Origin of the sequence: Nonomuraea sp. NPDC023979, assembly GCF_040639085.1 — a bacterium.
In the GTDB taxonomy this organism is placed as follows: Bacteria; Actinomycetota; Actinomycetes; order Streptosporangiales; family Streptosporangiaceae; genus Nonomuraea; species Nonomuraea ceibae.
This window is the reverse complement of the sequence record NZ_JBEZZG010000004.1, coordinates 211,651-234,452: the sequence shown is the minus strand read 5'-3', so window position 1 is coordinate 234,452 and position 22,802 is coordinate 211,651. Positions and strand designations below refer to the sequence as shown.

At 72.9% G+C, this 22,802-nt stretch carries 20 protein-coding genes; 8 read left to right on the top strand and 12 right to left on the bottom strand.

Features of this window, described 5'->3' with window-relative positions; translation table 11 throughout:
* Positions 1-11 precede the first annotated feature (11 nt).
* Both AB0G11_RS10375 and AB0G11_RS10370 read right to left on the bottom strand, forming a co-directional pair.
* Complete coding sequence (locus AB0G11_RS10375; protein ID WP_219517747.1) at positions 12-1,247, bottom strand: HAMP domain-containing sensor histidine kinase; 1,236 nt, start codon at positions 1,245-1,247, stop codon at positions 12-14.
* Positions 1,244-1,924 carry a response regulator transcription factor gene (locus tag AB0G11_RS10370; protein ID WP_219517748.1) on the bottom strand — a complete coding sequence of 227 codons (681 nt, stop codon included), beginning with the start codon at positions 1,922-1,924 and terminating at the stop codon, positions 1,244-1,246. The genes AB0G11_RS10375 and AB0G11_RS10370 overlap by 4 nt, the downstream gene beginning before the upstream one ends.
* A 93-nt stretch (positions 1,925-2,017) precedes the next feature.
* Between AB0G11_RS10370 and AB0G11_RS10365 the strand changes: the two genes are divergently transcribed.
* Complete coding sequence (locus AB0G11_RS10365) at positions 2,018-2,452, top strand: hypothetical protein (RefSeq protein WP_219517749.1); 435 nt, start codon at positions 2,018-2,020, stop codon at positions 2,450-2,452.
* A gap of 3 nt (positions 2,453-2,455) precedes the next feature.
* On the opposite strand, the gene AB0G11_RS10360 is transcribed toward AB0G11_RS10365, so the two are convergent.
* The 8 genes from AB0G11_RS10360 to aceB are packed head-to-tail and all read right to left on the bottom strand — an operon-like array spanning position 2,456 to position 11,597.
* Entirely contained in the window at positions 2,456-4,357 is a 1,902-nt protein-coding gene (locus AB0G11_RS10360; RefSeq protein WP_357585183.1) for a hypothetical protein, read from the bottom strand.
* Between the two features lie 60 nt (positions 4,358-4,417).
* Positions 4,418-4,630: a DUF2277 domain-containing protein gene (locus tag AB0G11_RS10355; protein WP_219517752.1), complete on the bottom strand. Its 213-nt coding sequence runs from the start codon at positions 4,628-4,630 to the stop codon at positions 4,418-4,420.
* Positions 4,631-4,634: 4 nt separating this feature from the next.
* On the bottom strand, positions 4,635-5,372 hold the full coding sequence (locus tag AB0G11_RS10350) for an IclR family transcriptional regulator (protein ID WP_219517753.1): 738 nt from the start codon (positions 5,370-5,372) through the stop codon (positions 4,635-4,637).
* 23 nt (positions 5,373-5,395) lie between these two features.
* Positions 5,396-6,142, bottom strand: a complete 747-nt coding sequence (locus tag AB0G11_RS10345; protein WP_357585181.1) for an IclR family transcriptional regulator — start codon at positions 6,140-6,142, stop codon at positions 5,396-5,398.
* The gene (locus tag AB0G11_RS10340; RefSeq protein WP_219517755.1) at positions 6,139-7,341 is read right to left on the bottom strand and encodes a heterodisulfide reductase-related iron-sulfur binding cluster; all 1,203 of its coding nucleotides are present in this window, start codon (positions 7,339-7,341) and stop codon (positions 6,139-6,141) included. The genes AB0G11_RS10345 and AB0G11_RS10340 overlap by 4 nt, the downstream gene beginning before the upstream one ends.
* Before the next feature lies 1 nt (position 7,342).
* Complete coding sequence (locus AB0G11_RS10335) at positions 7,343-8,551, bottom strand: FAD-binding oxidoreductase (protein ID WP_357585179.1); 1,209 nt, start codon at positions 8,549-8,551, stop codon at positions 7,343-7,345.
* Positions 8,551-9,990 carry an FAD-linked oxidase C-terminal domain-containing protein gene (locus tag AB0G11_RS10330; RefSeq protein ID WP_357585177.1) on the bottom strand — a complete coding sequence of 480 codons (1,440 nt, stop codon included), beginning with the start codon at positions 9,988-9,990 and terminating at the stop codon, positions 8,551-8,553. The genes AB0G11_RS10335 and AB0G11_RS10330 overlap by 1 nt, the downstream gene beginning before the upstream one ends.
* Before the next feature lie 29 nt (positions 9,991-10,019).
* Positions 10,020-11,597, bottom strand: coding sequence for a malate synthase A (gene aceB / locus AB0G11_RS10325; RefSeq protein ID WP_219517759.1), 1,578 nt, complete (start codon positions 11,595-11,597; stop codon positions 10,020-10,022).
* A gap of 144 nt (positions 11,598-11,741) precedes the next feature.
* On the opposite strand from aceB, the gene AB0G11_RS10320 reads away from it, so the two are divergent.
* The 6 genes from AB0G11_RS10320 (at position 11,742) to AB0G11_RS10295 (ending at position 20,386) form a co-directional block, all read left to right on the top strand.
* The gene (locus AB0G11_RS10320; protein WP_357585175.1) at positions 11,742-12,431 is read left to right on the top strand and encodes a DUF4097 family beta strand repeat-containing protein; all 690 of its coding nucleotides are present in this window, start codon (positions 11,742-11,744) and stop codon (positions 12,429-12,431) included.
* Between the two features lie 83 nt (positions 12,432-12,514).
* Complete coding sequence (gene hflX / locus AB0G11_RS10315) at positions 12,515-13,927, top strand: GTPase HflX (RefSeq protein WP_219517763.1); 1,413 nt, start codon at positions 12,515-12,517, stop codon at positions 13,925-13,927.
* A gap of 416 nt (positions 13,928-14,343) precedes the next feature.
* A complete protein-coding gene (gene hutI, locus AB0G11_RS10310) occupies positions 14,344-15,552 on the top strand; it encodes an imidazolonepropionase (protein WP_219517764.1) in 1,209 nt (402 codons plus the stop codon).
* 13 nt (positions 15,553-15,565) lie between these two features.
* On the top strand, positions 15,566-16,636 hold the full coding sequence (locus tag AB0G11_RS10305; RefSeq protein WP_357585173.1) for a DegV family protein: 1,071 nt from the start codon (positions 15,566-15,568) through the stop codon (positions 16,634-16,636).
* A 68-nt stretch (positions 16,637-16,704) separates the two neighbouring features.
* Positions 16,705-17,637: a ComEA family DNA-binding protein gene (locus AB0G11_RS10300; protein WP_357585171.1), complete on the top strand. Its 933-nt coding sequence runs from the start codon at positions 16,705-16,707 to the stop codon at positions 17,635-17,637.
* A 340-nt stretch (positions 17,638-17,977) separates the two neighbouring features.
* A complete protein-coding gene (locus AB0G11_RS10295) occupies positions 17,978-20,386 on the top strand; it encodes a ComEC/Rec2 family competence protein (protein ID WP_357585169.1) in 2,409 nt (802 codons plus the stop codon).
* A gap of 49 nt (positions 20,387-20,435) precedes the next feature.
* On the opposite strand, the gene AB0G11_RS10290 is transcribed toward AB0G11_RS10295, so the two are convergent.
* A complete protein-coding gene (locus AB0G11_RS10290; RefSeq protein WP_357585167.1) occupies positions 20,436-20,900 on the bottom strand; it encodes a hypothetical protein in 465 nt (154 codons plus the stop codon).
* 171 nt (positions 20,901-21,071) lie between these two features.
* Here AB0G11_RS10290 and holA point away from each other — a divergent pair, with 171 nt between their 5' ends.
* A complete protein-coding gene (gene holA / locus AB0G11_RS10285) occupies positions 21,072-22,052 on the top strand; it encodes a DNA polymerase III subunit delta (protein WP_246647146.1) in 981 nt (326 codons plus the stop codon).
* 208 nt (positions 22,053-22,260) lie between these two features.
* Here holA and AB0G11_RS10280 read toward each other — a convergent pair whose 3' ends face one another.
* Complete coding sequence (locus AB0G11_RS10280) at positions 22,261-22,749, bottom strand: MarR family transcriptional regulator (protein WP_357585165.1); 489 nt, start codon at positions 22,747-22,749, stop codon at positions 22,261-22,263.
* Positions 22,750-22,802 lie beyond the last annotated feature (53 nt).

The window sequence follows — 22,802 nt, the reverse complement described above, 5'->3', positions numbered from 1 at the left end:
GTAAACGCGCGCTAAGGACGAGTTAACACCATCTCCACGATGGCGCCGCCGTGGGAGGAGACGGTCAGGCGCCCGCCGCAGGACTCGGCGGTGCGGCGGGCGATGTCCAGGCCGAGCCCGGTCGAGCCGGCGCCGCTGGTGCCCCGCGCGAGCAGGGCGGGGTCGAAGCCGGGGCCGTCGTCGCTCACGGTCAGCACGGCCCCGGAGGGGTGGGGCGCGAGCCGTACGGTGAACGACACGCCCTCGGGGGTGTGCGCGAAGACGTTGCCGAGCAGGGCGTCCACGGCGGCGGCCAGGGCCTCGCCGCCGACGGCGACCGGCAGCTCGCCCTCGGGCAGCGCGACCGTGACCGCGCGGCCCTGGTCCTCGGCCAGCACGGACCAGAACCGCACCCGCTCGTCCACCACGGCGGTGGCGTCGCAGCTCTCGCGCCCGGCGGAGCGGCGGCGGGCGTCGGTGATGACGGCGCTGACGGCCCGCTCCAGCGCGTCGACGCGGGCGCCGATGCGGGCGGCCTCCTCCGGGTCGCGCAGCGACTCGGCGTCCAGCCGCAGCCCCGTCAGCGGCGTGCGCAGCCGGTGTGACAGGTCGGCGACCGACTCGCGTTCGGCGGCGAGCAGGTCGCCGATCCGCCCGGCCAGATGGTTGAGCGCGAGCGCGACCGAGCGCACCTCGGGCGGCCCGCCGGGCTCGGCCCGCGCCTCCAGGTCGCCGCCCGCGAGCCGGTGCGACACGCGCGCCAGCCCGTCGACCGGCCGGGTGACGGCCAGCGCCAGCCGGTCGGCCAGCGCGATGCCCAGCACGACCAGCGCGAGCCCGAGCCCGAGCAGCGCCAGCCACGCCTCGCGCACGCCGCGCCACAGCTCGTCCTCGCTCACGTAGACCCGGATCACCACCGTGCCGTCCGGTGACTGCACGGCGACCAGCACCTCCCGGCCGCCGTCGTCGCACTCGGCGGTGACACTGCGGCCCGTCGCCGCCAGCCGGACCGCGGCGGAGCGCTCGGCCTTCTCACCGAGCCGCCCGCCGTCCGGCAGGAACACCGTGACCGGCCGCGCCACCTGCTCCAGCGCCAGCGACAGCTCCGGCGTGCCGACCGCGACGGCGACCGACTCGGCGGCCGTGGTGGCGCGGCTCGTCGCGCCGTTCTCGGCGACGGCGCGGATCAGCAGCGCCATCGGCACCAGCAGCGCGACCAGCACCAGCGACGTGGTGGCCGCCACCAGCAGCGCCAGCCAGCGCCTCACGACGGGCCGACCAGCTTCACGCCGACGCCGCGCACCGTGTGCAGGTAGCGCGGCTCGGAGGCGGTCTCGCCGAGCTTCCTGCGCAGCCACGACAGGTGAACGTCCACGGTCTTGTCGGCGCCGCCGTACGGGAGCTGCCACACCTCGGTCAGCAGCTCACGCTTGGTGACCACCTCGCCGGCCCGCGCCGCCAGGTAGTGCAGCACGTCGAACTCGCGCGGCGTCAGGTCCAGCGTGGCCCCGTCGAGCCGGGCCTCCCGCGCCCGGGGGTCCACACGCAGCCCGCCCACCCGCAGCGGCTCCTCCGGCGTCGCGTCGGCGGCCCGCCGCAGCACGGCCCTGATCCGCGCGTCGAGCTGCGCGGCGCTGTACGGCTTGACCACGTAGTCGTCGGCGCCCGCGTCCAGCACCGGCACCATCTCGGCGTCGCCGTCGCGGGCGGTCGCCACGATCACCGGCACCCTGCTCACCGCGCGCAGCATGCGCAGCAGCTCGGCCCCGTCCAGGTCGGGCAGCCCCAGGTCGAGCACGATCAGGTCGGGGCGGTCCTGGACGGCCAGCCGCAGCCCGTCGAGCGCCGTGGGGGAGGAGGACACGGCGTGGCCGAGATCCCGCAGGCCCCGGCTCAGCGCGGTGCGGATCGTCACGTCGTCCTCGATGAGCAGGATGTCAGCCATATACGGAAACGGTAGACGGTCGGCGGTGTTGTGACGTCGCCTGTTATCGCGGTCTTAACCTGGGCTTAGCCGTACAGGGGGGAAGGTGGCGGGGTGAAGAGACTCGTCCTGGCCTGGGCGGCCACCGCGGTGGCCGCGACGGGCGCGGCCGTGGCGGTGCTCGGCCTGGTCGGCGGCGCGCTGACGGGCTCGTCCGGCGAGGTCATGACGCAGGACGAGGCCCGCGCCGCGCTCGCCACCGCGTCGGCCCGGCAGCCGGCGCCCGCGACCACGACACCCGGCCCGTCCGCCCAGCCCACTTCGCAGGGCGGCGAGTTCGTCCGCAGCCCCGGCGGCACCGTGATCGCCTCGTGCGACGGCGACCGGGCGACCCTGCGGTCCTGGAGCCCGGCGCAGGGCTACTCGGTCGACGGCGTGGAGCCGGGCCCCGCCCTCGAGGTCCAGGTGGAGTTCGAGGCCGACGAGGGCGAGGACGTCGAGCTGACCATCGGCTGCCGCGGCGGCCGGCCGGTCACGCTGACCGGCTAGCTCTCACGCCTCGGCGCTGAGCGCCGACTTCGTCAGCTCCGCCTGCCGCCTGATCTGCCCCATGACGATGGGATTGAGACCCTTGGCGGCGAACGTCGCGACCATCGCGTCCATCACCGCGTGCGCCTTGCGCAGCTCGCCCTGCCGCGCCTCGGCCCGGGCCAGCCGCCGCATCACCAGGTTGAGCGTGATGTTGTCGATGCCGCCCATCCTGGCCACCTCGGCGAGCTGCTCGACGCCCTGCTTGGCGTCCGGCGGCCGCACCCGCAGCCGGTTGCCGGGCGTCAGCGCCTTGAAGCCGCGCTCGGCGTTCAGCCCCTTGACCAGCCGGGCGTACACCGACAGCGGATGCCCGCCGTAGCGGTCGATGACCTCCTCCAGCGCCAGGTTGCCGGAGCGCAGCGCCGGGGAGTCGGAGCCGAGCAGCGAGAACAGCTGGCCCTGCTCCTCGCCCAGCATCAGCTCGGCCACCCGGTGGTCGTCGTCGCCGACAGGCCGGCGCACCCGGACCAGGCACGGGGGCGAGACGACGCGGGAGCCGTCGGCGGCCACGTACTGGGCCCTGACGTGATACTCGCCGGGCTGCTGGAAGTAGTGCCCGTCGCGGCCGTGCCCGATGTACGCGCTGCGGTACATGGCCGGGTTGCCCGCGTCGAGCCGGATCCGCGGCGAGCTGTCGACGCAGTGGCGCATCATCGGCCGGTACAGCACGGTCCTGCCGCCCGGCTGGGTGATCGTCACCTGGGTGAACTCGGTGTCGGGATGCAGGTGGCCGTGCGTGGTGCGCGGCTCGCCGGTGCACGACAGCCGCAGCTCGACCACGACCGGCTCGCCGAACCCGAACGACTCCTTGGCCCGCAGCTCCAGCGCCAGCCCCGACAGGTCCTCGACCGGCTGCTCGAACGGAGCCGGCTCGGCCGCGCCGCTGCCGAACGCGCCGCCGCCCATGACCACGTCCCGGTAGAAGCCGTGGCGCAGGTGCACCAGCTCGGAGTCGGTGAACTGGAACGGGAACGCCGCCCAGTAACCGGCCTCGCCGCCCGGCTGGTAGTTCTGCACGTAGTTCATCCACGACAGGTCGCCGAAGCCGCCCGACGGGCCGAGCGGCTGGGGCGGCGTGGCCAGGTTCTTCTGCCAGGAGTGCAGCAGGTTGAAGGCGTGCCCGAGCTCGTGCACGTACGTCCTGAGCATGGCCCGCTGCGCCTGCGGCGAGTCGCCCTTGATCGCGTCGTGGAAGACGGCGGCGCCCTGCCGCTGGTGGGCGTCGCCGTAGTCGAACATGATGCCCCGGTAGCCGCCGACGTGCTTGCTGGCCACCAGCAGCCACACCCGCCAGGCGGCCGCGTCGCCGAACCTGCTGAACTGCTGCGTCATCGCGTGGTGCAGCTCGGCGTCGTCCCACGCCAGGTCGGCGCCCGCGCCGTCGACCGGGATGACGCCCGGCTCGGCCACGGTCAGCTCGATGCCCGCCTCCGCCCACGCGGCGGCGACGCTCAGCTCGCGCGCGGGCGACCCGGCGGGCCCCGGCAGCGAGCCGGTGTCGTAGCTGACGAACGGCACGGCCCCGGCGACGGAGTCCTGCTCCAGCAGGACCTTGCGGAAGTGGCGCGAGACGAACGTGATCGGGTAGGTGCGCCCCGCCACCCGCGCGGTGCCCGATTCGCCGGAGATCGTGACACGCACGTCCTGATCGCCGGTCTCGTACGTGAACGCCCCGCGCCCCTCGACGGCCCCCGCCGTCACGGCCGGCGCGTGCACCACGAACGAGCCCGTGTAGCCCGTCGTGGCGCCGGAGACGGTGAACAGGTCACCGCTGACGCGCCCGGTCGGCCTGCTCCCGTCGACGTCCACGCGCAGCTCCAGCCGCGAGTCGCCGTCCTGCCCCTGGTAAAGCCCGCTGATCATCGCGGCCCCCTGCAGTCGGTGTGGTTACACCGGGGACACTTCTCCGGCGGGCCGGGCCTGTCAACGGCTTCCGCGAACCTGCAATGCGGCCAGCAGCTCCTCCGAGGCGCGGGTGATCGTCTCGACGGCCCGGTCGAACGCCTCGGCGTTGTGGGCGGCGGGGGCGCGGAAGCCCGAGATCTTCCTGACGTACTGCAGCGCGGCGGCCCGCACGTCCTCCTCGGTCACGTCCTCGGTGTAGGGCGGGCGCAGGGTCTTGATGCTTCGGCACATGCTTTCAACGGTAATGGCCGATCCGCTGGCTTATCTCCCTCGCGCCGTCGGCCATGACCTCGCCCACTTCGGGCAGCCGCTGCGGCGTCAGCCGGTAGGAGGGCCCGGAGACGCTCACCGCCGCCACCACCGCGCCGTCGCCGCCCCGCACGGGCGCGGCCACCGCGTTCAGCCCCAGCTCCAGCTCCTCGACGGTGAAGGCCCAGCCGCGCCGCCTGATCTCGGCCAGCCCGAGCAGCCGCGCGTCGGTGATGGTCAGCGGCGTGAACCGGTCGAGCACCTCGGGCAGCGCGAGCGCGCCGAACGCCAGCAGTACCTTGCCGCTGGAGGTCGCGTGGGCGGGGGTGCGCTGGCCGACCCAGTTGTGCCCGCTGATCGCCGACGGCCCGCGCACCTGGCTGATGTTGACCGCGCACCCGTCACGCGGCACCGCGACGTTGACGGTCTCGCCGAGCTCCCCGGCCAGCCGCAGGCACACCTCGCGGCTCTCCTTGGCCAGGTCGAGCTGGGCGGTGGCGGCGCCGGCCAGCCGCACCACGCCGAACCCGAGCCGGTAGCGGCCCCGGTCGCCGCTCTGCTCGACGAGCCCGCCCTGCTCCAGGGCGGCCAGCAGCCGGAACGCGGTGGACTTGTGCACGTCGAGCTCGGCCGCCAGGTCGGTCACCCGGCTCGCGCCGTCGCGGGCCAGGATCTCCAGGATCGCGATGGCCCGATCGACCGACTGCACCGAGCCGTTGCTCATGGCGCAACACCTTACCCCGCCGGCTACCGGGCGGCCGGGCTCAGCTCCGCCGCGAAGTCACGGGCGATGCCGCGCATGCCCTCGGCCAGCTCGCCCCGGTCCAGCGCGCCGATCCGCTCGGCCGGGCCCGACACCGACATCGCGGCCACCACCCGGTCCCCGTCGAGCACCGGCACGGCCAGGCAGTGCACGCCCAGCTCCTCCTCGCCCAGGTCCATCGCGTAGCCCCGGGACCTGACCTGGCCCAGCTCGGCCAGCATCGACTGGATGTCGGTGATCGTGTTGGGGGTGCGCCTGGGCATGCCGGTCCGCTCGAACACGGTCACCGCGTCGCCGCCGGGCCGCCAGGCCAGCAGCACCTTGCCCACGGCCGTGCTGTGCGGCAGCACCCGCCTGCCGACCTCGGCGAACATCCGCAGCCTGCGCGGCGAGGGCACCTGCGCCACGTAGACGATGAAGTCGCCCTCCAGCACCGCCAGGTTCGCCGTCTCGCCCGACAGCTCGACCAGCCGCGCCAGGTAGGGCTGCGCCCACACCGCCACCATGCTCTCGGCCACGCCGCCGAGCCGCACCAGCCCCCCGCCGAGCGCGTAGCGCCGGTCGGACTCCTGACGCACGTAGCCGCGCGCCAGCAGCGTCTGCAGCAGCCGGTGGATCGTTCCGTAGGGCAGCCCGGTCCTGGCCGCGATCTCCGACAGCCCGGCCTCGCCGCCGTGCTCGGCCAGCGCCTCCAGCACGTCGAGCGCCCGCTCGACCGACTGCACGCTCACAGGCCCACCCCGCGCAGCGACGCGTCGAGCACCTCGGCGGTGTGCGCCACCCTGATCGCGGCGCCTTCGCGCCGCATCGCCGCCGCGATCTGCATCGTGCACCCCGGGTTCGCCGACACCAGCAGCTCCGCGCCCGTCGACCCGACCGCCTTGGCCTTGCGGTCGCCGAGGTCGCGCGCCGCCTCCGGCTCGAAGATGTTGTACGTGCCCGCCGACCCGCAGCAGACGGCCGAGTCGGGCACCTCGCGCAGTTCCAGCCCCGGGATGCCGCGCAGCAGCTCGCGCGGCTGCGCCCGCACGCCCTGGGCGTGGGCCAGATGGCAGGCGTCGTGGTAGGCCACGGTGACCGGCAGCGGATGGCGCTCGGCCGCAGGCCCCAGTTCGGCCAGCCACTCCGACAGGTCCACGACCCGGAAGCCCGGCTCCTCGCCGAGCAGGTCGCCGTACTCCTTCATCGTCGACCCGCACCCGGCGGCGTTGACCACGACCGTCTCGACCCCCGCCTTACGGAACGCGCGGACGGTCCGGCGGGCCAGCCGCCTGGCCTGGTCGCGCCGCCCGGAGTGCACGCTGAGCGCCCCGCAGCAGCCCTGCCCGGCCGGGACGATCACGTCGCAGCCCTCCAGCGCCAGCACCCGCGCCGTGGCGGCGTTCACCTGCGGGAAGAACTCGCCCTGCACGCACCCGGTGAGCATGCCGACCACCGCCCGGCGCGGACCCCGGGCGCGCACCAGCCGGGGCAGCCGCTGCCGCCGCGCCACCTCGGGCGCGAGCCCGGCCATCGCCCCCAGGCCCGGGTGCGCCCGCGCCAGGAACGGTGCCAGCCGCCGCGCGATCCCCAGCCCCGGGCGCAGCAGCCGCAGCCTGCGCGGGTAGGGGAACAGCCCGAACACCAGCCCGCGCACCGCCCGGTCGCGCGGGTCGCGCACGTGCGTGCGCTCCACCTCGGCCCTGGTCTGCTCGATCAGCCGGTCGTAGCGCACCCCCGACGGGCACGCGGTCACGCACGCCATGCAGCCCAGGCAGGCGTCGAAGTGCCCGGCCATCTCCGGCGTGACCGGAGTCCCCTCGACGTGCTGCTTCATCAGGTGGATGCGGCCGCGCGGCGAGTCCATCTCCTCGCCCCACAGCACGTACGTCGGGCAGGTCGGCAGGCAGAACCCGCAGTGCACACAGTCGTTGATCAGCTTCGGGTCCACGTCAGAGCCCTCCTGCGAACCGCCCGGGAGACATCCTGCGCCCCGGGTCGAACCGTTCCTTCACCCGCCGCATCAGCGGCAGCGAGCTCACCTCGCCCCACCGGTCCACGCCCTCGTACGGCGTCGCCAGCACGGTCATCCGCGCGCCCAGCGCCGTCAGCCGCTCGCGCAGCCCGCGCAGCGCGGTGACCGTCTTGTCCTCGCCGGGGTCGTCCCACAGCTCCAGCCACATCCGGCCCGACACCGCCGACCCGCGCAGCGAGAACCCGCTGTAGTGCACCGCGTCCAGCACGCCGGTCAGCCTGGACGGCCGGAAACGCACCTCGGCCAGCACCTCGTCACGCACGATCGCGCCCCACTGCGGCGGCGGCTCCGCGCGCACCGAGCGCAGCGCGTCGCCCATGAGCGCGGCCAGCGCCTCGGCCCGCTGTGCCGCGGCGGCCCCCTCGACCAGCACGCTCATCCAGATCGGCCCCTGCCCGTGCGGCCAGTCGAGCTCGACCGCGCTCGGCTCGGCCTGCGAGGCCGCCAGCGTCGCGGCCAGCTCCCGGACCCGGCACGGCCCGCGCTCGGCCATGCCGGGCGGGTCGGCGACGGCCACGATCCAGCGCCGGTCGGCGGGCAGCGGATGCAGCCGGAACGCCGCCTCCGCGATCACGCCGAGCGTGCCGTGCGAGCCGGTGAACAGCTTGCCCAGGTCGTAGCCGGCGACGTTCTTGACGACCTTGCCGCCGGACCTCGCCACCGTGCCGTCGGCCAGCACGACCGTGACGCCGATGAGCAGGTCGCGGGCCGTGCCGTAGCGGAACGCGCGCGGCCCGGCCACGGCCGTGGCCAGCGTGCCGCCCACGGTGGCGTCGGGGAACGGCGCGTCCAGGGCCAGCTCCTGCCCCTCGGCGGCGAGCGCCCCGGCCAGCGCCCCCATCGTCACCCCGGCCTGGGCGCGCACCACCAGGTCGCCGGCCGCGTGCTCGACCACCCGGTTCAGGCAGCACAGGTCGAGCAGCACGTCGAAGCGCTCAGGCGGCGGGCCCCAGTGCAGCTTGGTGCCGCCGCCCACGGGCACCACCGCCAGGTCGTCGCGGGCGCACGCGCGCAGCACCTCCGCCACCTCCTCGACGCTCTCCGGCAGCGCCACGCGGCGCGGCAGCATCCCCAGGACCGCGTCGTCCGGCCCGGGGTCCCTGACCGTCACGCCCGTCTCCAGCATCAGAACTGCTCCGCCTTCCCGGACTCCACCAGCGGATGCGCGCCCTTGCGCACGCCGGGCACCTCGCCGCAGAGCCGCGGCGTGGGGAACACCTTGCCCGGGTTGGACAGCCCGGCCGGGTCGAACGCGCAGCGGACGAGCTGCATCGTGTCGAGGTCGTCGGGCGAGAACATCCGCGGCATGTGCTTGGCCTTGTCGACGCCCACGCCGTGCTCGCCGGTGATCGAGCCGCCGTGCGCGATGCACAGGTCGAGGATCGCGCCCGACACCGTCTCGGCCCGCTCGCCCGCCCCCGGCTCGGCGTCGTCGAACAGCACCAGCGGGTGCAGGTTGCCGTCGCCCGCGTGGAAGACGTTGGCCACCCTGATCCCGTGCTCGGCCGACAGCCTGTCGATCTCCGCCAGCACCCGGGGGAGCGCGGTGCGCGGCACCACGCCGTCCTGCACGATGTAGGCGGGGCTGATCCGGCCGACGGCCGCGAACGCCGACTTGCGGCCCTTCCAGATCGCCGCCCGCTCCTCTGCCCCGGCCGCCACCCGCAGCTCGAACGCGCCCGAGCAGATCTCCCGGAGCTGCGCGAACTGCCGCTCGACCTCCTGCGCGGGCCCGTCCAGCTCCACGATCAGCACCGCGCCGGCGCCGCGCGGGTAGTCGCAGGCCACCGCCGCCTCGGCCGCCTCGATGGCCAGCGCGTCCATCATCTCGATCGCCGCGGGCACGATCCCGGCGCCGATGATGGCCGACACGGCCTCGCCGCCCCGCTCGATGCTCTCGAACGCCGCCAGCACCGTGGTGACCGCCTCGGGGGCGCGGCTCAGCCGTACCGTGATCTTGGTGGCGATGCCGAGCGTGCCCTCCGATCCGACGAACGCGCCCAGCAGGTCATAGCCCGGGTCCATCCGGTCCAGCGTCACCAGGTCGCCGTCCGGGGTGACGATCTCGCACGCCTCCACGTGGTTGACGGTGAAGCCGTACTTCAGGCAGTGGGCGCCGCCCGAGTTCTCCGCCACGTTGCCGCCGATCGAGCAGATCTGCTGGCTGGACGGGTCGGGCGCGTAGTAGTAGCCCTGGTCGCGCACCGCCTCGGTGATCGCCAGGTTGGTCACCCCCGGCTCGACCACGGCCCGGCGGTCGGGCAGGTCGATCTCCAGGATGCGCCGCATCTTCGAGGTCACGATGAGCACCCCGTCCTCGCGGGGCAGCGCGCCGCCGGACAGGCCGGTGCCGGAGCCGCGCGCCACGAACGGCACGCCGGCCTCCCGGCACAGCCTGACCACCGCCGCCACCTGCTCGGCGGTCTCGGGCAGCACGACCACGCCGGGGGTCGCACGATGGTGGGTGAGGCCGTCACATTCGTAGGTACGCAGCCGGACCGGGTCGGTTATCACCGAATCGGCGGGCAATATGCCGGCCAGCGCCGCCGTCAGCTCATCCAGCATGGCCTCACCTGCTCTCTATATCAGGATATTTACGGCATGCGGGCGTATGCCGGAAGCGTCAGGAACTCGGCGAAGTCGTCGTCCAGCGCCACCTCCTTGAACAACGCCGTCGCCTGGCCGAACAGCTCCTCGTCGTAACCGGGCTCGGCGGCGGCCTTCGCCAGCTCCTCGCCGATGATGCGCTCCACCAGCTCCTTCGTCACGGTCTCGCCCGTGTCGGCCAGCGTGATGCCGTTGTGGATCCACTGCCAGATCTGCGAACGGGAGATCTCCGCCGTGGCCGCGTCCTCCATCAGGTTGTGGATCGCCACCGCGCCCAGCCCGCCCATCCACGCGGCCAGGTAGCGCAGCGCCACGTCCACGTTGTTGCGCAGCCCCGCCTCGGTGATGTCGCCCGGCGTCTCGGAGACCGCCAGCAGGTCGGCCGCCGACACCGACACGTCCTCGCGCACCCGGTCGATCTGGTTGGGCCGCGAGCCCAGCACGCCGTCGAACACCTCACGGCAGATCGGCACCAGGTCCGGGTGGGCCACCCACGAGCCGTCGAACCCGTCGCCCGACTCCCGCGTCTTGTCCGCGCGCACCTTCTCCAGCGCCGTCGCGTTGACCTCCGGGTCACGCCGCGACGGGATGAACGCCGCCATCCCCCCGATCGCGTGCGCGCCGCGCTTGTGGCAGGTGCGCACCAGCAGCTCGGTGTAGGCGCGCATGAACGGCGCCGTCATCGTCACCGCGTTGCGCTCGGGCAGCAGGAACTCCCGGCCCCGGGTGCGGAACTTCTTGATCACGCTGAACAGGTAGTCCCAGCGTCCCGCGTTGAGCCCGGCCGAGTGGTCGCGGAGCTCGTACAGGATCTCCTCCATCTCGAACGCGGCGGGGTACGTCTCGATGAGCACCGTGGCCCGGATCGTGCCCTGCGGGATGCCGAGCAGCTCCTGGGCGCGGACGAACACCTCGTTCCACAGCCGCGCCTCCAGGTGCGACTCCAGCTTGGCCAGGTAGAAGTACGGGCCGCGGCCCTTGTCGAGCTGCCGCTGGGCGCAGTGGAAGAAGTAGAGGCCGAAGTCGAACAGCGAGGCCGCCACCGGCCGCCCGTCGACCAGCGCGTGCTTCTCGTCCAGGTGCCAGCCGCGCGGCCGCACCACGACGGTGGCCAGCTCCTCGTCGGGTCTGAGCGCGTACGTCTTGCCGCCGGTCTCGAAGTCGATCGTGCGGTCGAGCGCGTCGCGCAGGTTGAGGTGGCCGCTGACGCAGTTGTCCCACAGGGGGGAGTTGGCGTCCTCGAAGTCGGCCAGCCACACCTTGGCGCCGGAGTTGAGCGCGTTGATGGTCATCTTGCGGTCGACCGGCCCGGTGATCTCGACCCGCCGGTCCTCCAGGCCGGGCGCCGGCGGCGCGACCCGCCACTCCGACTCCCTGACCTCCTTGGTCTCCGGGAGGAAGTCGAGGGTGCCGCCCGCCGACAGCTCCTCCTGCCTGGCCTGGCGCGCCGCGAGCAGCTCCAGGCGCCGGGGGCCGAACTCCCGCTGGAGCGCCGTCACGAAGCCGAGCGCCTCCGGCGTGAGGATCTGGTCGAACCGGTCGTGCATCGGGCCGGTGATCTCCATGGCTCCTCTTTTCCGTATGATGGAAACCAAGTTCTGGATGATGAAAGTGACGCTAGAGCATGAGGGTTCGGCAGGTCAAAGGCAGGGGTCGTCCCGGGGGGAACCCCGATGCCCGCGCCGCCCGTCCGCGACATGATCGGAGGCATGAAGACGATCGCGATCGCGGGCGGCGTGCTGGCCTCCGCGCTGCTGTTGACGGGATGCGGCCTCGGCGGGCTCGGCGGCCCCACCCACCAGGACACCGTGTCCTACGAGGTGACCGACAAGGTGGCCAAGCTGTACGTCAAGAGCGAGTCCGGCGACACGGTCATCACCGAGACCGGGGGCAGCGCCATCCGGGTCGTCGAGACGCTGCGCTGGCGCGACAACAAGCCGCAGGCCGAGCACGCCGTCGAGGGCGACACTTTGCGCGTGAGCTTCGACTGCAAGCCGAGCTGGGGGAGCTGCGGCGTCGACTACCGCATCGAGGTCCCCAAGGGGCTCAAGGTCGAGGCGGAGTCGGGCTCGGGCGACATCACGCTGCGCTCGCTGAGCGGCCCGCTCGTCCTTACCGCCGGCTCCGGCGACATCGACGCCTCCGGCCTGACCGGCAAGACCGTCACCGGCGAGGCCGGCTCGGGCGCGATCGAGCTCAAGTACGCCAGCGCCCCCGACAGCGCCGACCTGGAGTCCGGCTCCGGCAACGTGACCCTGCGGGTGCCCGCCGGCGCCTACGACGTGACCGCCGACGTGGGCTCCGGCGAGGCCACCGTCTCCGTCGACGACGACGACGCCTCCCCCCGCAAGCTCAACCTCACCTCCGGGTCCGGCGACGTGAGCGTGCTGCCGGGATAACCAGGTGATGACTTGAGTGAGGTCGTGTCACCATCGGGGAAGACACCGAGGTGCCCAGACGTTCCCTAATAGAGATGACACGAATGCACGATTACTCCGAGCTCGACGACTTCGCGACCGGCGACATGGACCTCGAGGAGCGGCAGGCCCTGCGCCGCGTGGCGGGCCTCTCCACCGAGCTCCAGGACGTCTCCGAAGTCGAATACCGCCAGCTGCGGCTCGAGCGGGTCGTCCTCGTCGGCGTCTGGACCTCCGGCACCGCCGCCGACGCCGAGAACTCACTCCAGGAGCTCAAGCTCCTGGCCGAGACCGCCGGTTCCCAGGTCCTCGAAGGCCTCATCCAGCGGCGCAAGTTCCCCGACCCCGCGACCTACATCGGCTCCGGCAAGGCGCTGGAGCTGCGCGACGTGGTCGAGTCGACCGGCGCCGACACCGTGATCTGCGACGGCGAGCTGAGCCCCGGCCAGCTCCGCCAGCTCGAGGAGACGGTCAAGGTGAAGGTCATCGACCGCACCGCGCTGATCCTCGACATCTTCGCCCAGCACGCCAGCAGCCGTGAGGGCAAGGCTCAGGTCGAGCTTGCCCAGTTGCAGTACTTGCTGCCGCGCCTGCGCGGCTGGGGCGGCAACCTGTCCCGGCAGGTCGGCGGCCGTGCCGCGGGCGGCGTCGGCATCGGCGGCCGCGGCCCCGGTGAGACGAAGATCGAGCTGGACCGCCGCCGCATCCGCGAGCGGATGGCCAAGCTGCGCCGGCAGATCAAGGGCATGTCGACCGCCCGCGACACCATGCGCCAGCACCGCCAGAGCCGCGAGGTGCCCGCCGTGGCCATCGCCGGCTACACCAACGCGGGCAAGTCCTCGCTGCTCAACCGGGTCACCGGGGCGGGCGTGCTGGTGGAGGACGCGCTGTTCGCCACCCTCGACCCGACCGTGCGCCGCTCGCGCACGCCCGAGGGCCGGGTGTTCACGATCGCCGACACCGTCGGGTTCGTGCGCCACCTGCCGACGCAGCTCGTCGAGGCGTTCCGGTCCACGCTGGAGGAGGTCGCCGACGCCGACCTGATCCTGCACGTGGTCGACGGTTCGCACCCCGACCCCGAGGGCCAGCTCGCCGCCGTGCGCGAGGTCTTCGCCACCATCGAGGGCGCGAGCGACGTGCCCGAGATCGTGGTGATCAACAAGGCCGACGCCGCCGACCAGGAGGTGCTCGACCGCATCAGCAGGCGCGAACGCGACAGCATCGTGGTCTCCGCCCGCACGGGCGCCGGCATCCCGGAGCTGATGAGCCTCATCGAGCGCCGGCTGCCGCACCTGGACCACGAGGTCACGCTGCTGATCCCGTACGAGCGCGGCGACCTGATCTCGCGCGTCCACAAGGAGGGCGAGGTGCTGTCGCTCGACCACGTCGAGGACGGCTCGATCCTGCACGCCCGCGTGCTGCCCAGCCTCTTCCAGGAGCTGGAGCGGGTCGGCAAGCCGGTCGAACGTGTCGCATAAAGGCACGGCAGGGCAGCTCTCGCTTTAAAAGGCGCAGAGCTGCCCAAAAGCGGCAGTGGTCCCGGGCGGCTGGTGTTGCTACGATGAGCCAAGCCTTACGAAATTGAGACAGAGCACGGGTTTCGACGATGGCTGCTGTGGTTCTGGACACGCGCGGGGGCCTGTGTGTGAGATCGGGGCTGAGTGGCGGCTGGGATGAGTGGGCTTTCTTCCGAATAACCCTGTACAGCGAGCCCACCTGTGAAATAACGTAACTGAACTGAAATCGCCGGATCATGCGTCCGGCGATACGGTCACCGCACAGCATTTGCGGATGAGAGCAGGAGACCCCCCATGTCGTCCGGACCCGGAGCGGACTCAGTGGGCGCGACACAGGCCGTGCGCTGCGTGCTGCTCATGCACGGGGCGGTGATGCGGTGACCGTTCGCCTTCTGACCAACATCGGCCGCCTCTGGACCGGCAACGAGGTCCTCAGCAACGCGGCCATCCTCGTGCACAACGACCGCATCGCGTGGGTCGGGCGGGCGCCCGACCTGCCGCAGAGCGTGCCCGGAGTCGTCGACGACATCGTCGACGTCGACCACGTCGAGAACCTGGGCGGCGCCCTCGTCACGCCCGGCCTCATCGACGCCCACACGCACCCCGTCTACGCCGGCAACCGCTACGCCGAGCTGGCCATCCGCACCGGCGGCTCCAGCGCGGCCTCCATCACCGCGGCGGGCGGCGGCGTCGGCTCCACGGTCACCGTGACCCGCGGCACCGACCCGTGGACCCTGTGCAACGGCGTCCGCGAGCGGCTGCGCGGCTGGCTCCTCAACGGCACCACGACCGTCGAGGCCAAGACCGGCTACCATCTCACCCGCGACGGCGAGCTCGCCGACGTGCGGCTCCTGCGCGAGCTGGAGAAGGAGCCGATGATGCCGCGGGTGCACGTCACCTTCCTCGCGGCCCACGTCGTGCCCCCCGAATACTTCGGCCGCCAGCGCGAATACGTCGAGGCCGTGGGCGCCTGGTGCGCCGACGCGGCGGCGGCCGGAGCCGACAGCGTCGACGTCTACTGCGACGAGGGCCACTTCACCACCGAGGAGTCCCGCTGGGTGCTCGCCTCGGGGCGCAACGTCGGCCTGCTGCCGCGCATCCACGCCGGGCTGTTCAGCCGCCGCGGCGCCGTCCAGCTCGCCGCCGAGCTCGGCTGCGCCTCCGCCGACGGCCTGCACCACATGTCCGACGAGGACATCGCCATCATGTCGCGCTACGGCGTGCCCGCCGTCGTCTGCCCGGCCACCGCGCTCCAGCGCGGCAACCTGCCGCCGGTCCGTCAGATGATCAAGCACGGCGTGCAGATCGCGCTCGGCAGCGACCACAACCCCGGCCACTGCGGCATCACCTCGATGTCGCTGGTCATCGCGATGGCCGTGTCGGCGTTCGGGATGAGCGTCAACGACGCGCTGCGCGCCGCCACGCTCGGCGGCGCCACCGTGCTCGGCGCGCCCGACCGCGGCGTGCTGGCGCCCGGGCGGCTGGCCGACATCGTCCAGTGGGACGCCGACCATGAGGGCGCCTTCGCCTGGTCCTTCGGGCTCAAGCCGCGCCGGGTGTGGCGGGGTGGCACGCCGGTTCAGTAGTTACTCTCGGGCTATGCCGTCTGAAGTCGCCGTGGTGACCGATTCCACCGCATACCTGCCCGAGGTGCCCGGCGTCACGGTGGTTCCCGTACAGGTGGTCTTGGGGGAGATGGCCTGCGACGAGGGCGATTTTTCGGGAAATATCGCCACAGCAACCACTTCGCGGCCTGCACCGTCCCGCTTCGCCGCCTGCTACGAGGCGCTCGCCGCAGGCGGCGCCTCCGCCGTCGTCTCGATCCACCTGTCGGCGGCCCTCTCCGGTACGGCCGAGTCCGCCCGCACGGCGGCCCGCGACGCCCCCGTCCCGGTCGAGGTCGTCGACAGCCGCTCTATCGGCATGGGCCTCGGCTACCCCGTCCTGGCGGCGGCCCGAGCGGCCGCCGCGGGCGGCGACGCGGAAGCGGTCGCCACGGCCGCCCGCGACTGCGCCGTGCGCACCCGCACGTTCTTCTACGTCGACAGCCTCGACCACATCCGCCGAGGCGGCCGCATCGGCGCCGCTGCGTCCCTGCTGGGCTCGGCCCTCCTGATCAAACCGCTGCTGCACCTGGTCGACGGCCGCATCTCCCTCCTGGAGAAGGTCCGCACCCCTTCCCGCGCCCTGGGCCGCCTGGAAGACATCGCCGTCCACGCGGCCCAGGCAATGGGAGCCGCCGAGAGCGCCGGCGCCCCCGGAGCCTTTGACCCTCCCGGCACGGGCAGCATTTCCGGCACCGGCACCCCCGGCACCTCCAGCTCCGGCACCTCGGGGCCCGACCCCTCCCGCACATGCGGCACCTTCGGCACTCCGGGCATCTACGGGACTTCGGGGCCCAGCACCTCCGGCACTTCCGCCATCCCCGGAACCCCCAGCACCTCCAGCACCTCCGGGGGTGCCGGAGTGCTTGGGGCGGCGGCCGGGGGTGAACTGGTCGAGATCGCCGTCCAGCACCTCGCGGCCCCTGACCGCGCCGAGGCCCTGGCCGACCGCCTCGCCAAACGGCTCCCCGGGCTGCCGCGCCCCCGCGTCGTGGAAGTGGGTGCCGTCATTGGCGTCCATGTGGGCCCAGGCACGCTGGGCGTCACCATCACCCCCGCCCACTGAACCCCGGGTTATCCACAGAACTCCATTCGGCCCCACCGCCCCACCCACCGCGTCCGTACATTCTCGCCGTGCGCACCCACGACCTCGCCGCCGAGCGGGCCATCGCGGAGACCCGGCTCCGGTCCATCACCACCCCGGCCCGGGCCCCACTGCTCACCGGCATCCCCACCTCCTTCCAAGCCTTCCGCGCCTCCACCCGCCCCGGCACCGCCCCTACTCCCCACACCCCGCCAGCCCCGCCCACACATTCCGACCCGTCCCCTCTGTCCGGCCCCTGCGCTCTGTCTGACGTGGGCCCCGTCGCTGGCGGGGCCTACATGTCTGGCGCGGCCCCCATCTCCGGCCCGTCCCCCGTGTCCGGCCTGACCGCCGCTTCCGGGGAGTCCCTGCTGTCCAAGCTGGCCACCGCTTCCGGCATGCCCCGCCCCTCCCTGGACCCGGGCCGCCCAGGAGTACGCGCCCTCCTCGCCCTGGCCGCCGTGGCCGTACTGGTCGCAGGCTTCTTCCTCTGGCGCTCCCGCCCCGCCCCGGAGCCCCTGCCCGCCCCCGCCCCGATCGCCTCCCCACTGGCGACCACCACCCCCACCACCGGCAAGGTCACTGTCCACGTCGCCGGCAAGGTTCGCGACCCCGGCGTCTACACCCTGCCCATCGGAGCCCGGGTGACCGACGCCATCACAGCCGCCGGGGGAGTCCGCCGTGGAGCCCCGCTGGGCCCGGTCAACCTCGCCAGACGCCTCCTGGACGGCGAACAGATCATGGTCGGCGCCCCCACCGCAGCCAGCGCTGCTGCGCCCGCCCCTGAAGCCTCCGTCCTGGACCTCAACTCCGCCACCCAGGACCAACTGGAGCAACTCCCAGGCGTAGGCGAGGTCCTCGCCGCCCGCATAGCCGAATACCGCACCGCCCACGGCGGCTTCACCAGCATCGACCAACTCCGCAACGTGACCGGCATAGGCCCTCGAACGTTCGAGGAAATCAAGCCCAAGGTCCGCGTCTGACATGCCCCACCGCAGCCCCCAACCCGCCGACCGCCCCCAGCCTGGGCACAACCCCCAGCCGCAGCGCCCTCCTCAGCCCAAGCCCGAGCCCCAGCCCGTGGCTCACCCCCACGCTCCAAGCCAGCCCCAACCCGGGACCCCGTCCCCGTCCCAGCCTGATCCCGACTTCGAAGGCGTCGTCCAGCGCGCCTGGCCACTCCTCCTCCCCGCTCTGGCCTCCTGGGCGACCGCCCTGACCCTCCTGACCACCTCGACTCCCGCCGCCACAGCCACCGCCGCCCTCGCAACGGCGTCGGCCCTAGCGGCATGCGCCCTCATCCCCACCTCCGCGCGCCGCAACGTGGTGATCGCCATCCTCGTCTGCGTCGCCGCCACCGCCGCCTCGATCGCCCTGCGCCTCCACGCCGTCACCACAGGCCCTGTGGCAGCCCTTGCCGGCCAGGACACCAAGGTGACCGCCGAGATCACCCTCACGAACGACCCCAAGATCAGACGCCCCAAGCCTGGCCACTTCGGCCGCGACAGCGTGGTAGCCGAAGCCACCCTCGATTCCGTCCGCACCCCACGCCACCACCTCACCGTCCACACCCCCATCACGGTCTTCGCCGACGGCCCTCAATGGCGCCACCTGCTCCCCAGCCAGCGCGTCGAGGTCACCGGCCGCCTCGTCAAGCCCACCTCCGCGCCCCTGACCGCCGCGACTCTCCTGGTCCGCACCCCGCCCCGCATCCTCACGTCCCCGTCCAACCTCCAGTCGGCAGCGGGAATCTTCCGCAAGGGCCTCCGCGATGCCGCCGACGTCCTCCCGCCGGACCAGCGCGGCCTCCTCCCGGCCCTGGTCGTGGGCGACGTCTCCCGCATCGATCCCCAACTCAACTCCGACCTCCAGGAAGCCGGCCTCAGCCACCTCAACGCTGTCAGCGGAGCAAACCTGGCCATAGTCGCAGGCGCCGCACTGGCCCTCTCCCGCCTCGTCGGCCTCCCATTGGCCCCCAGAGCCGCCTTCGCCGCACTGGCCATGCTCGCCTTCGCCGTGGTGGCCAGACCGTCCCCGAGCGTCCTGAGGGCCCTCCTGATGGGCCTCGTCGCAGTCCTCGCCCTGGGCACCGGCCGCGCCAAGGACGGCCTGGCGGCGCTATCGGTGACGGTCCTCCTGTTGATCCTCTTCGCTCCCGACCTGGCCCACTCCTACGGCTTCGCCCTGTCGGTAACGGCAACGGCCGGCATCCTGCTCCTGGCCCCCCGCTGGCGCGCCCACCTCACCAACACCCCCACAACAGCCCAGAGCCCAACGTCGCCAGGCTCGACGCCCGAGGGTCCGACATCCACGAGCCTGACGTTCCTGGACCCAACGCCCTCGCGCCCGCCGCACCCGAGTCCGACCCCCCAGGGTCCGAGCTTCCCGTGCCCAACGCCCTCGGACCCGCCACCCCTGCCTCCCACCTGGGAACCGGCATCACCCCTCGCCCCGTACCGATCGGACGAGCACCCCGGAGCCGGTGCGACGAAGGGGCGGCGGTGGCGGATGCCTCGGTGGGTGGCGGAGGCGATCGCCGTGCCGGCCGCAGCTCAGGCTGCCGTGACCCCGGTGCTGGTGCTCATGTCCGGCCAGATCAGCCTCATCGCGGTCCCCGCCAACCTGCTGGCCGGTCCGGCTGTCGCGCCCGCGACCCTGTTGGGGTTCGCCGCCGCGCTGATCGCCCCGGTGTGGCCCGAGGCCGCGCAGTGGCTCGTGGTCCCGGCGGGCTACACCGTCGGCTGGATCATCCTGGTCTCCCAATGGGCCGTGAACGTCCCGATGGCCAACATCTCCTGGCCGGGAGGCGCGGCAGGACTGGCCCTGCTGGCCCTGGTGGCAGCCGTGGCGGTGCTGCTGCTGAGACGCCGCGCCTGGCGGACGATCACGCTGGCCGTCGTAGCGGGCACCCTGTTCACGATGATCGCGCTACGGCCCATCATCGCCCCCTGGCCGCCCAGGGGCTGGCTCATGGTGATGTGCGACGTGGGCCAGGGCGACGGTCTGGTGCTGGCGGCCGGTCCGGGCCGTGCGGTGGTCGTCGACACCGGCCCCGACCCCTCCGTGATGGACGCGTGCCTGCGCCGCCTGTCCGTCCGCGACGTCCCGCTCGTGATCCTCACCCACCCGCACGCCGACCACGTGAACGGCCTCCCCGGCGTCTACCGCAACCGTCGCGTCGGCGCCGTCGTCACCACCCCGCATCGCCACCCGACGCCCCAGACCGCCCGCCTCACCGAGGAGCTCGCCCATCACCGCACACCCGAATGGACCCCGCCCCCAGGCACCCGCTGGGACCTGGGCCCGGCCTCCCTGACCGTCCTGGCACCCAGCGCGGACGAAGCCACGGCGGAAGGCCCCGGCGAAGGCAGCGTCCTCAACAACGCCAGCATCGTGATCCACGTACGCTGGCGCTCCGGCACGGCACTCCTCAGCGGCGACATCGAGTCCGAAGCCCAGGAGAGCCTGCTGCGCGCCGCCGTCCCGCAGGCGGACATCCTCAAGGTTCCCCACCACGGCTCGCCCCGGCAGGTCCCCGCGTTCTTCGCCGCCGTACGCCCGCGCGCCGCCCTGGTCAGCGTCGGCGAGGACAACACGTACGGGCATCCGGCCCCGCCGACCCTCGCCCACCTACGCCACCTCGGCGCCCGCATCTACCGCACGGACAAATCCGGCGACCTCGCAGTCATCGCCCACAACGGCACCCTGGCGGTGGTAGCTCGTGGCCGCTGACCGCACCCCGCCGAAACCACGCCGCCGCGGAGGATGCGGCTCGGTGTGGTCAGGCGGGTTCGCCGAGTTGGGCGGCCAGCCGCTCCAGGCCGCCCCTGATGAGCCGCCCGTAGTCGTCGTCGCCCAGCGCGCCGATCTCTGCCCGTGCTCGCCGGAGGTGGTCACGGGCGCGGTCGAGGTCGCCGAGCTTGCGGTAACACTCGCTCACGTTGAGGTGCAACGACGGATACAGGCCGGCCACCGAGAGCGGCACGCCGGCCTCGGCCACCCGCTCGTCGGTGACGAGGTCGGCGGCGGCGAGCGCCCGCAGGTCCCACATCAGCTCCTGGCCCACGTCGTCCTGGACGTCGGCCATCGAGTGGGCGAGGACGCAGACGTGCAGCGGGTCGCCCTGTTCGCCGCCGATGTCGTCCCAGATCTGCGCGAACAGGTCACGAGCGGCGTCACGACGGCCCTCCTGGTGATTGAGCTCCACCGCCTGGCCGATCCCGGTCATCGTCGGGTCGGTGGTCATGAGCCGCTCCTTCACCGCCGGGGGCGGTCGCGTTCGGACTGCTGGCCTGACGTGCTTCGACGACATGCCTACCAGCGATCACTCGAACGCGCCAAGCGGGCAGGTGAGGGCAGCGCCGGTGGACGGCGCGATCGGCGGGGATCCGGTTTCGGGTTGTCGGTGGGGCATGGCATGCTGCTCGACATGGCGGGAACCGATCCAGCACCTGTGACCTTGGTGGTCGGCGACGAGGAGTTGCTGGCCGAACGGGCCGTCAGCGCCGTGGTGGCCGCGGCGCGCGCCGCGGAGGCGGCCGAGGTGCACGATCTGGTGGGGTCGAAGGTGACCGCCGGTGAGCTGAGGCACCTGACGTCGCCGTCGCTGTTCGGCGACCGGACCGTGGTGGTGATCCGGTCGGCGCAGGACCTGGTCAAGGACGTCATCGCCGAGGTCGTGGCCTATGCGAAGCAGCCGTCGGACGAGGTCGTGCTCGTGCTGTCGCATCCCGGCGGCGTCAAGGGCAAGGCGCTCGTCGACGGGGTGAAGAAGGCCGGGGCGTCGGTGGTCACGGTCAACAAGGTGACCAAGGCGGGGGAGCGGCTCGACTTCATCAAGCAGGAGGTGAAGCGGGCGGGCCGCGGCATCGCCGCCGACGCCGCTCAGGCGCTGCTCGACGCCGTCGGCAACGACCTGCGGGAGCTCGCGGCGGCGTGCAGCCAGCTGGCGTTCGACACGCAGGACAAGACCATCAACCTCAACGCCGTGGCCCGCTATCACAAGGGCCGGGCCGAGGTCACGGGCTTCAACGTGGCCGATTCGGCCGTCGAGGGCCGGCTGGCCGAGGCGCTGGAGCAGTTGCGCTGGGCGCTCGGCACGGGGGTCGCGCCGGTGCTGCTGGTGAGTGCGCTGGCCGGTGGCCTGCGGTCCATCGCCAAGGTGGGCGGCGCACCGCGTAACCTGCGCGGCGGGCAGCTGGCCAGCCACCTGGGCATGCCGCCGTGGAAGATCGACCGGGTCAAGCGCCAGCTGAACGGGTGGGGGCCGGAGGGGCTGTCGCGGGCCATGCAGGCGGTGGCCGACGCCGACGAGCAGGTCAAGGGCGGCGGCGCCGACCCGGCCTACGCCTTGGAGCACACGGTCCAGGTCATCGTGGCGAGCCGCACCGGCCGCTGACCCGGCGCAGGCGTTCGGCTCTCTGCGTGGGGGAGCTTCTCGGCGCGTCACGTGTGAGGGCTGGCTACCGACCGGCCGGTGTTCGAGGGTGTCCAATCCCTGGGGGCCGGGGCCGGGGCCGGGGCCGGGGCTGGGGCTGGGGCTGGGGCTGGGGCTGAGGCCGGGCAGGCAGGTCGAGGGCCGGGCTGGGGTCAGGGGGCGGGCGCGGTTAGGAGGGGCGGGATTCGACGCTGGTCAGGAGGGTCTTGAGGAGGCCGTCCAGGGTCTGGCGTTCGGCGGGGGTGAGGGCGGCGATGAGGGCGGTCTCGACCTCGGCGCGCAGGAGCATCGCCTCCATCCACAGGTCGTGCCCGCGGGTGGTGAGCTCGACGTCGACGCGCCGCCGGTCGGAGGTGCCGCGTACGCGACGGACGAGGCCGGACTTCTCCAGCGTGTCGAGGCGGCCCGTCATACCCGCGGGTGACAGGAGGAGCTCGGCGGCCAGTTGGGAGGGAGTGGCGGTGCCTCCGGCGGCTACGAGGCGGTGCAGGGTCTCGTACTCGAAGTCCTGCATCCCGACCTGCGCCAGGGCTGTCTCCTTGCTGTGGGCCAGGTGTTTCACCAGGACCTGCATGCGGGTGACGATGCCCTCCACGCGCTCGTCGTAGGGGGCCTTGCCGCGCCAGCGGGCGAGATGACGGTCGACGGAGTCCTCCACGCGACGCACTATACGGCAGCAAGTATTTTGTTGACGAAATATTAGCTGACGAA

Coding starts and splice junctions, on each gene's coding strand:
- AB0G11_RS10370 (WP_219517748.1), bottom strand. CDS start 1,924: ATGGCTGACATCCTGCTCATCGAGGACGACGTGACGATCCGCACCGCG.
- AB0G11_RS10360 (WP_357585183.1), bottom strand. CDS start 4,357: ATGATCAGCGGGCTTTACCAGGGGCAGGACGGCGACTCGCGGCTGGAG.
- AB0G11_RS10355 (WP_219517752.1), bottom strand. CDS start 4,630: ATGTGCCGAAGCATCAAGACCCTGCGCCCGCCCTACACCGAGGACGTG.
- AB0G11_RS10350 (WP_219517753.1), bottom strand. CDS start 5,372: ATGAGCAACGGCTCGGTGCAGTCGGTCGATCGGGCCATCGCGATCCTG.
- AB0G11_RS10335 (WP_357585179.1), bottom strand. CDS start 8,551: ATGCTGGAGACGGGCGTGACGGTCAGGGACCCCGGGCCGGACGACGCG.
- AB0G11_RS10330 (WP_357585177.1), bottom strand. CDS start 9,990: ATGCTGGATGAGCTGACGGCGGCGCTGGCCGGCATATTGCCCGCCGAT.
- aceB (WP_219517759.1), bottom strand. CDS start 11,597: ATGGAGATCACCGGCCCGATGCACGACCGGTTCGACCAGATCCTCACG.
- AB0G11_RS10320 (WP_357585175.1), top strand. CDS start 11,742: ATGAAGACGATCGCGATCGCGGGCGGCGTGCTGGCCTCCGCGCTGCTG.
- hflX (WP_219517763.1), top strand. CDS start 12,515: ATGCACGATTACTCCGAGCTCGACGACTTCGCGACCGGCGACATGGAC.
- AB0G11_RS10305 (WP_357585173.1), top strand. CDS start 15,566: ATGCCGTCTGAAGTCGCCGTGGTGACCGATTCCACCGCATACCTGCCC.
- AB0G11_RS10290 (WP_357585167.1), bottom strand. CDS start 20,900: ATGACCACCGACCCGACGATGACCGGGATCGGCCAGGCGGTGGAGCTC.
- holA (WP_246647146.1), top strand. CDS start 21,072: ATGCTGCTCGACATGGCGGGAACCGATCCAGCACCTGTGACCTTGGTG.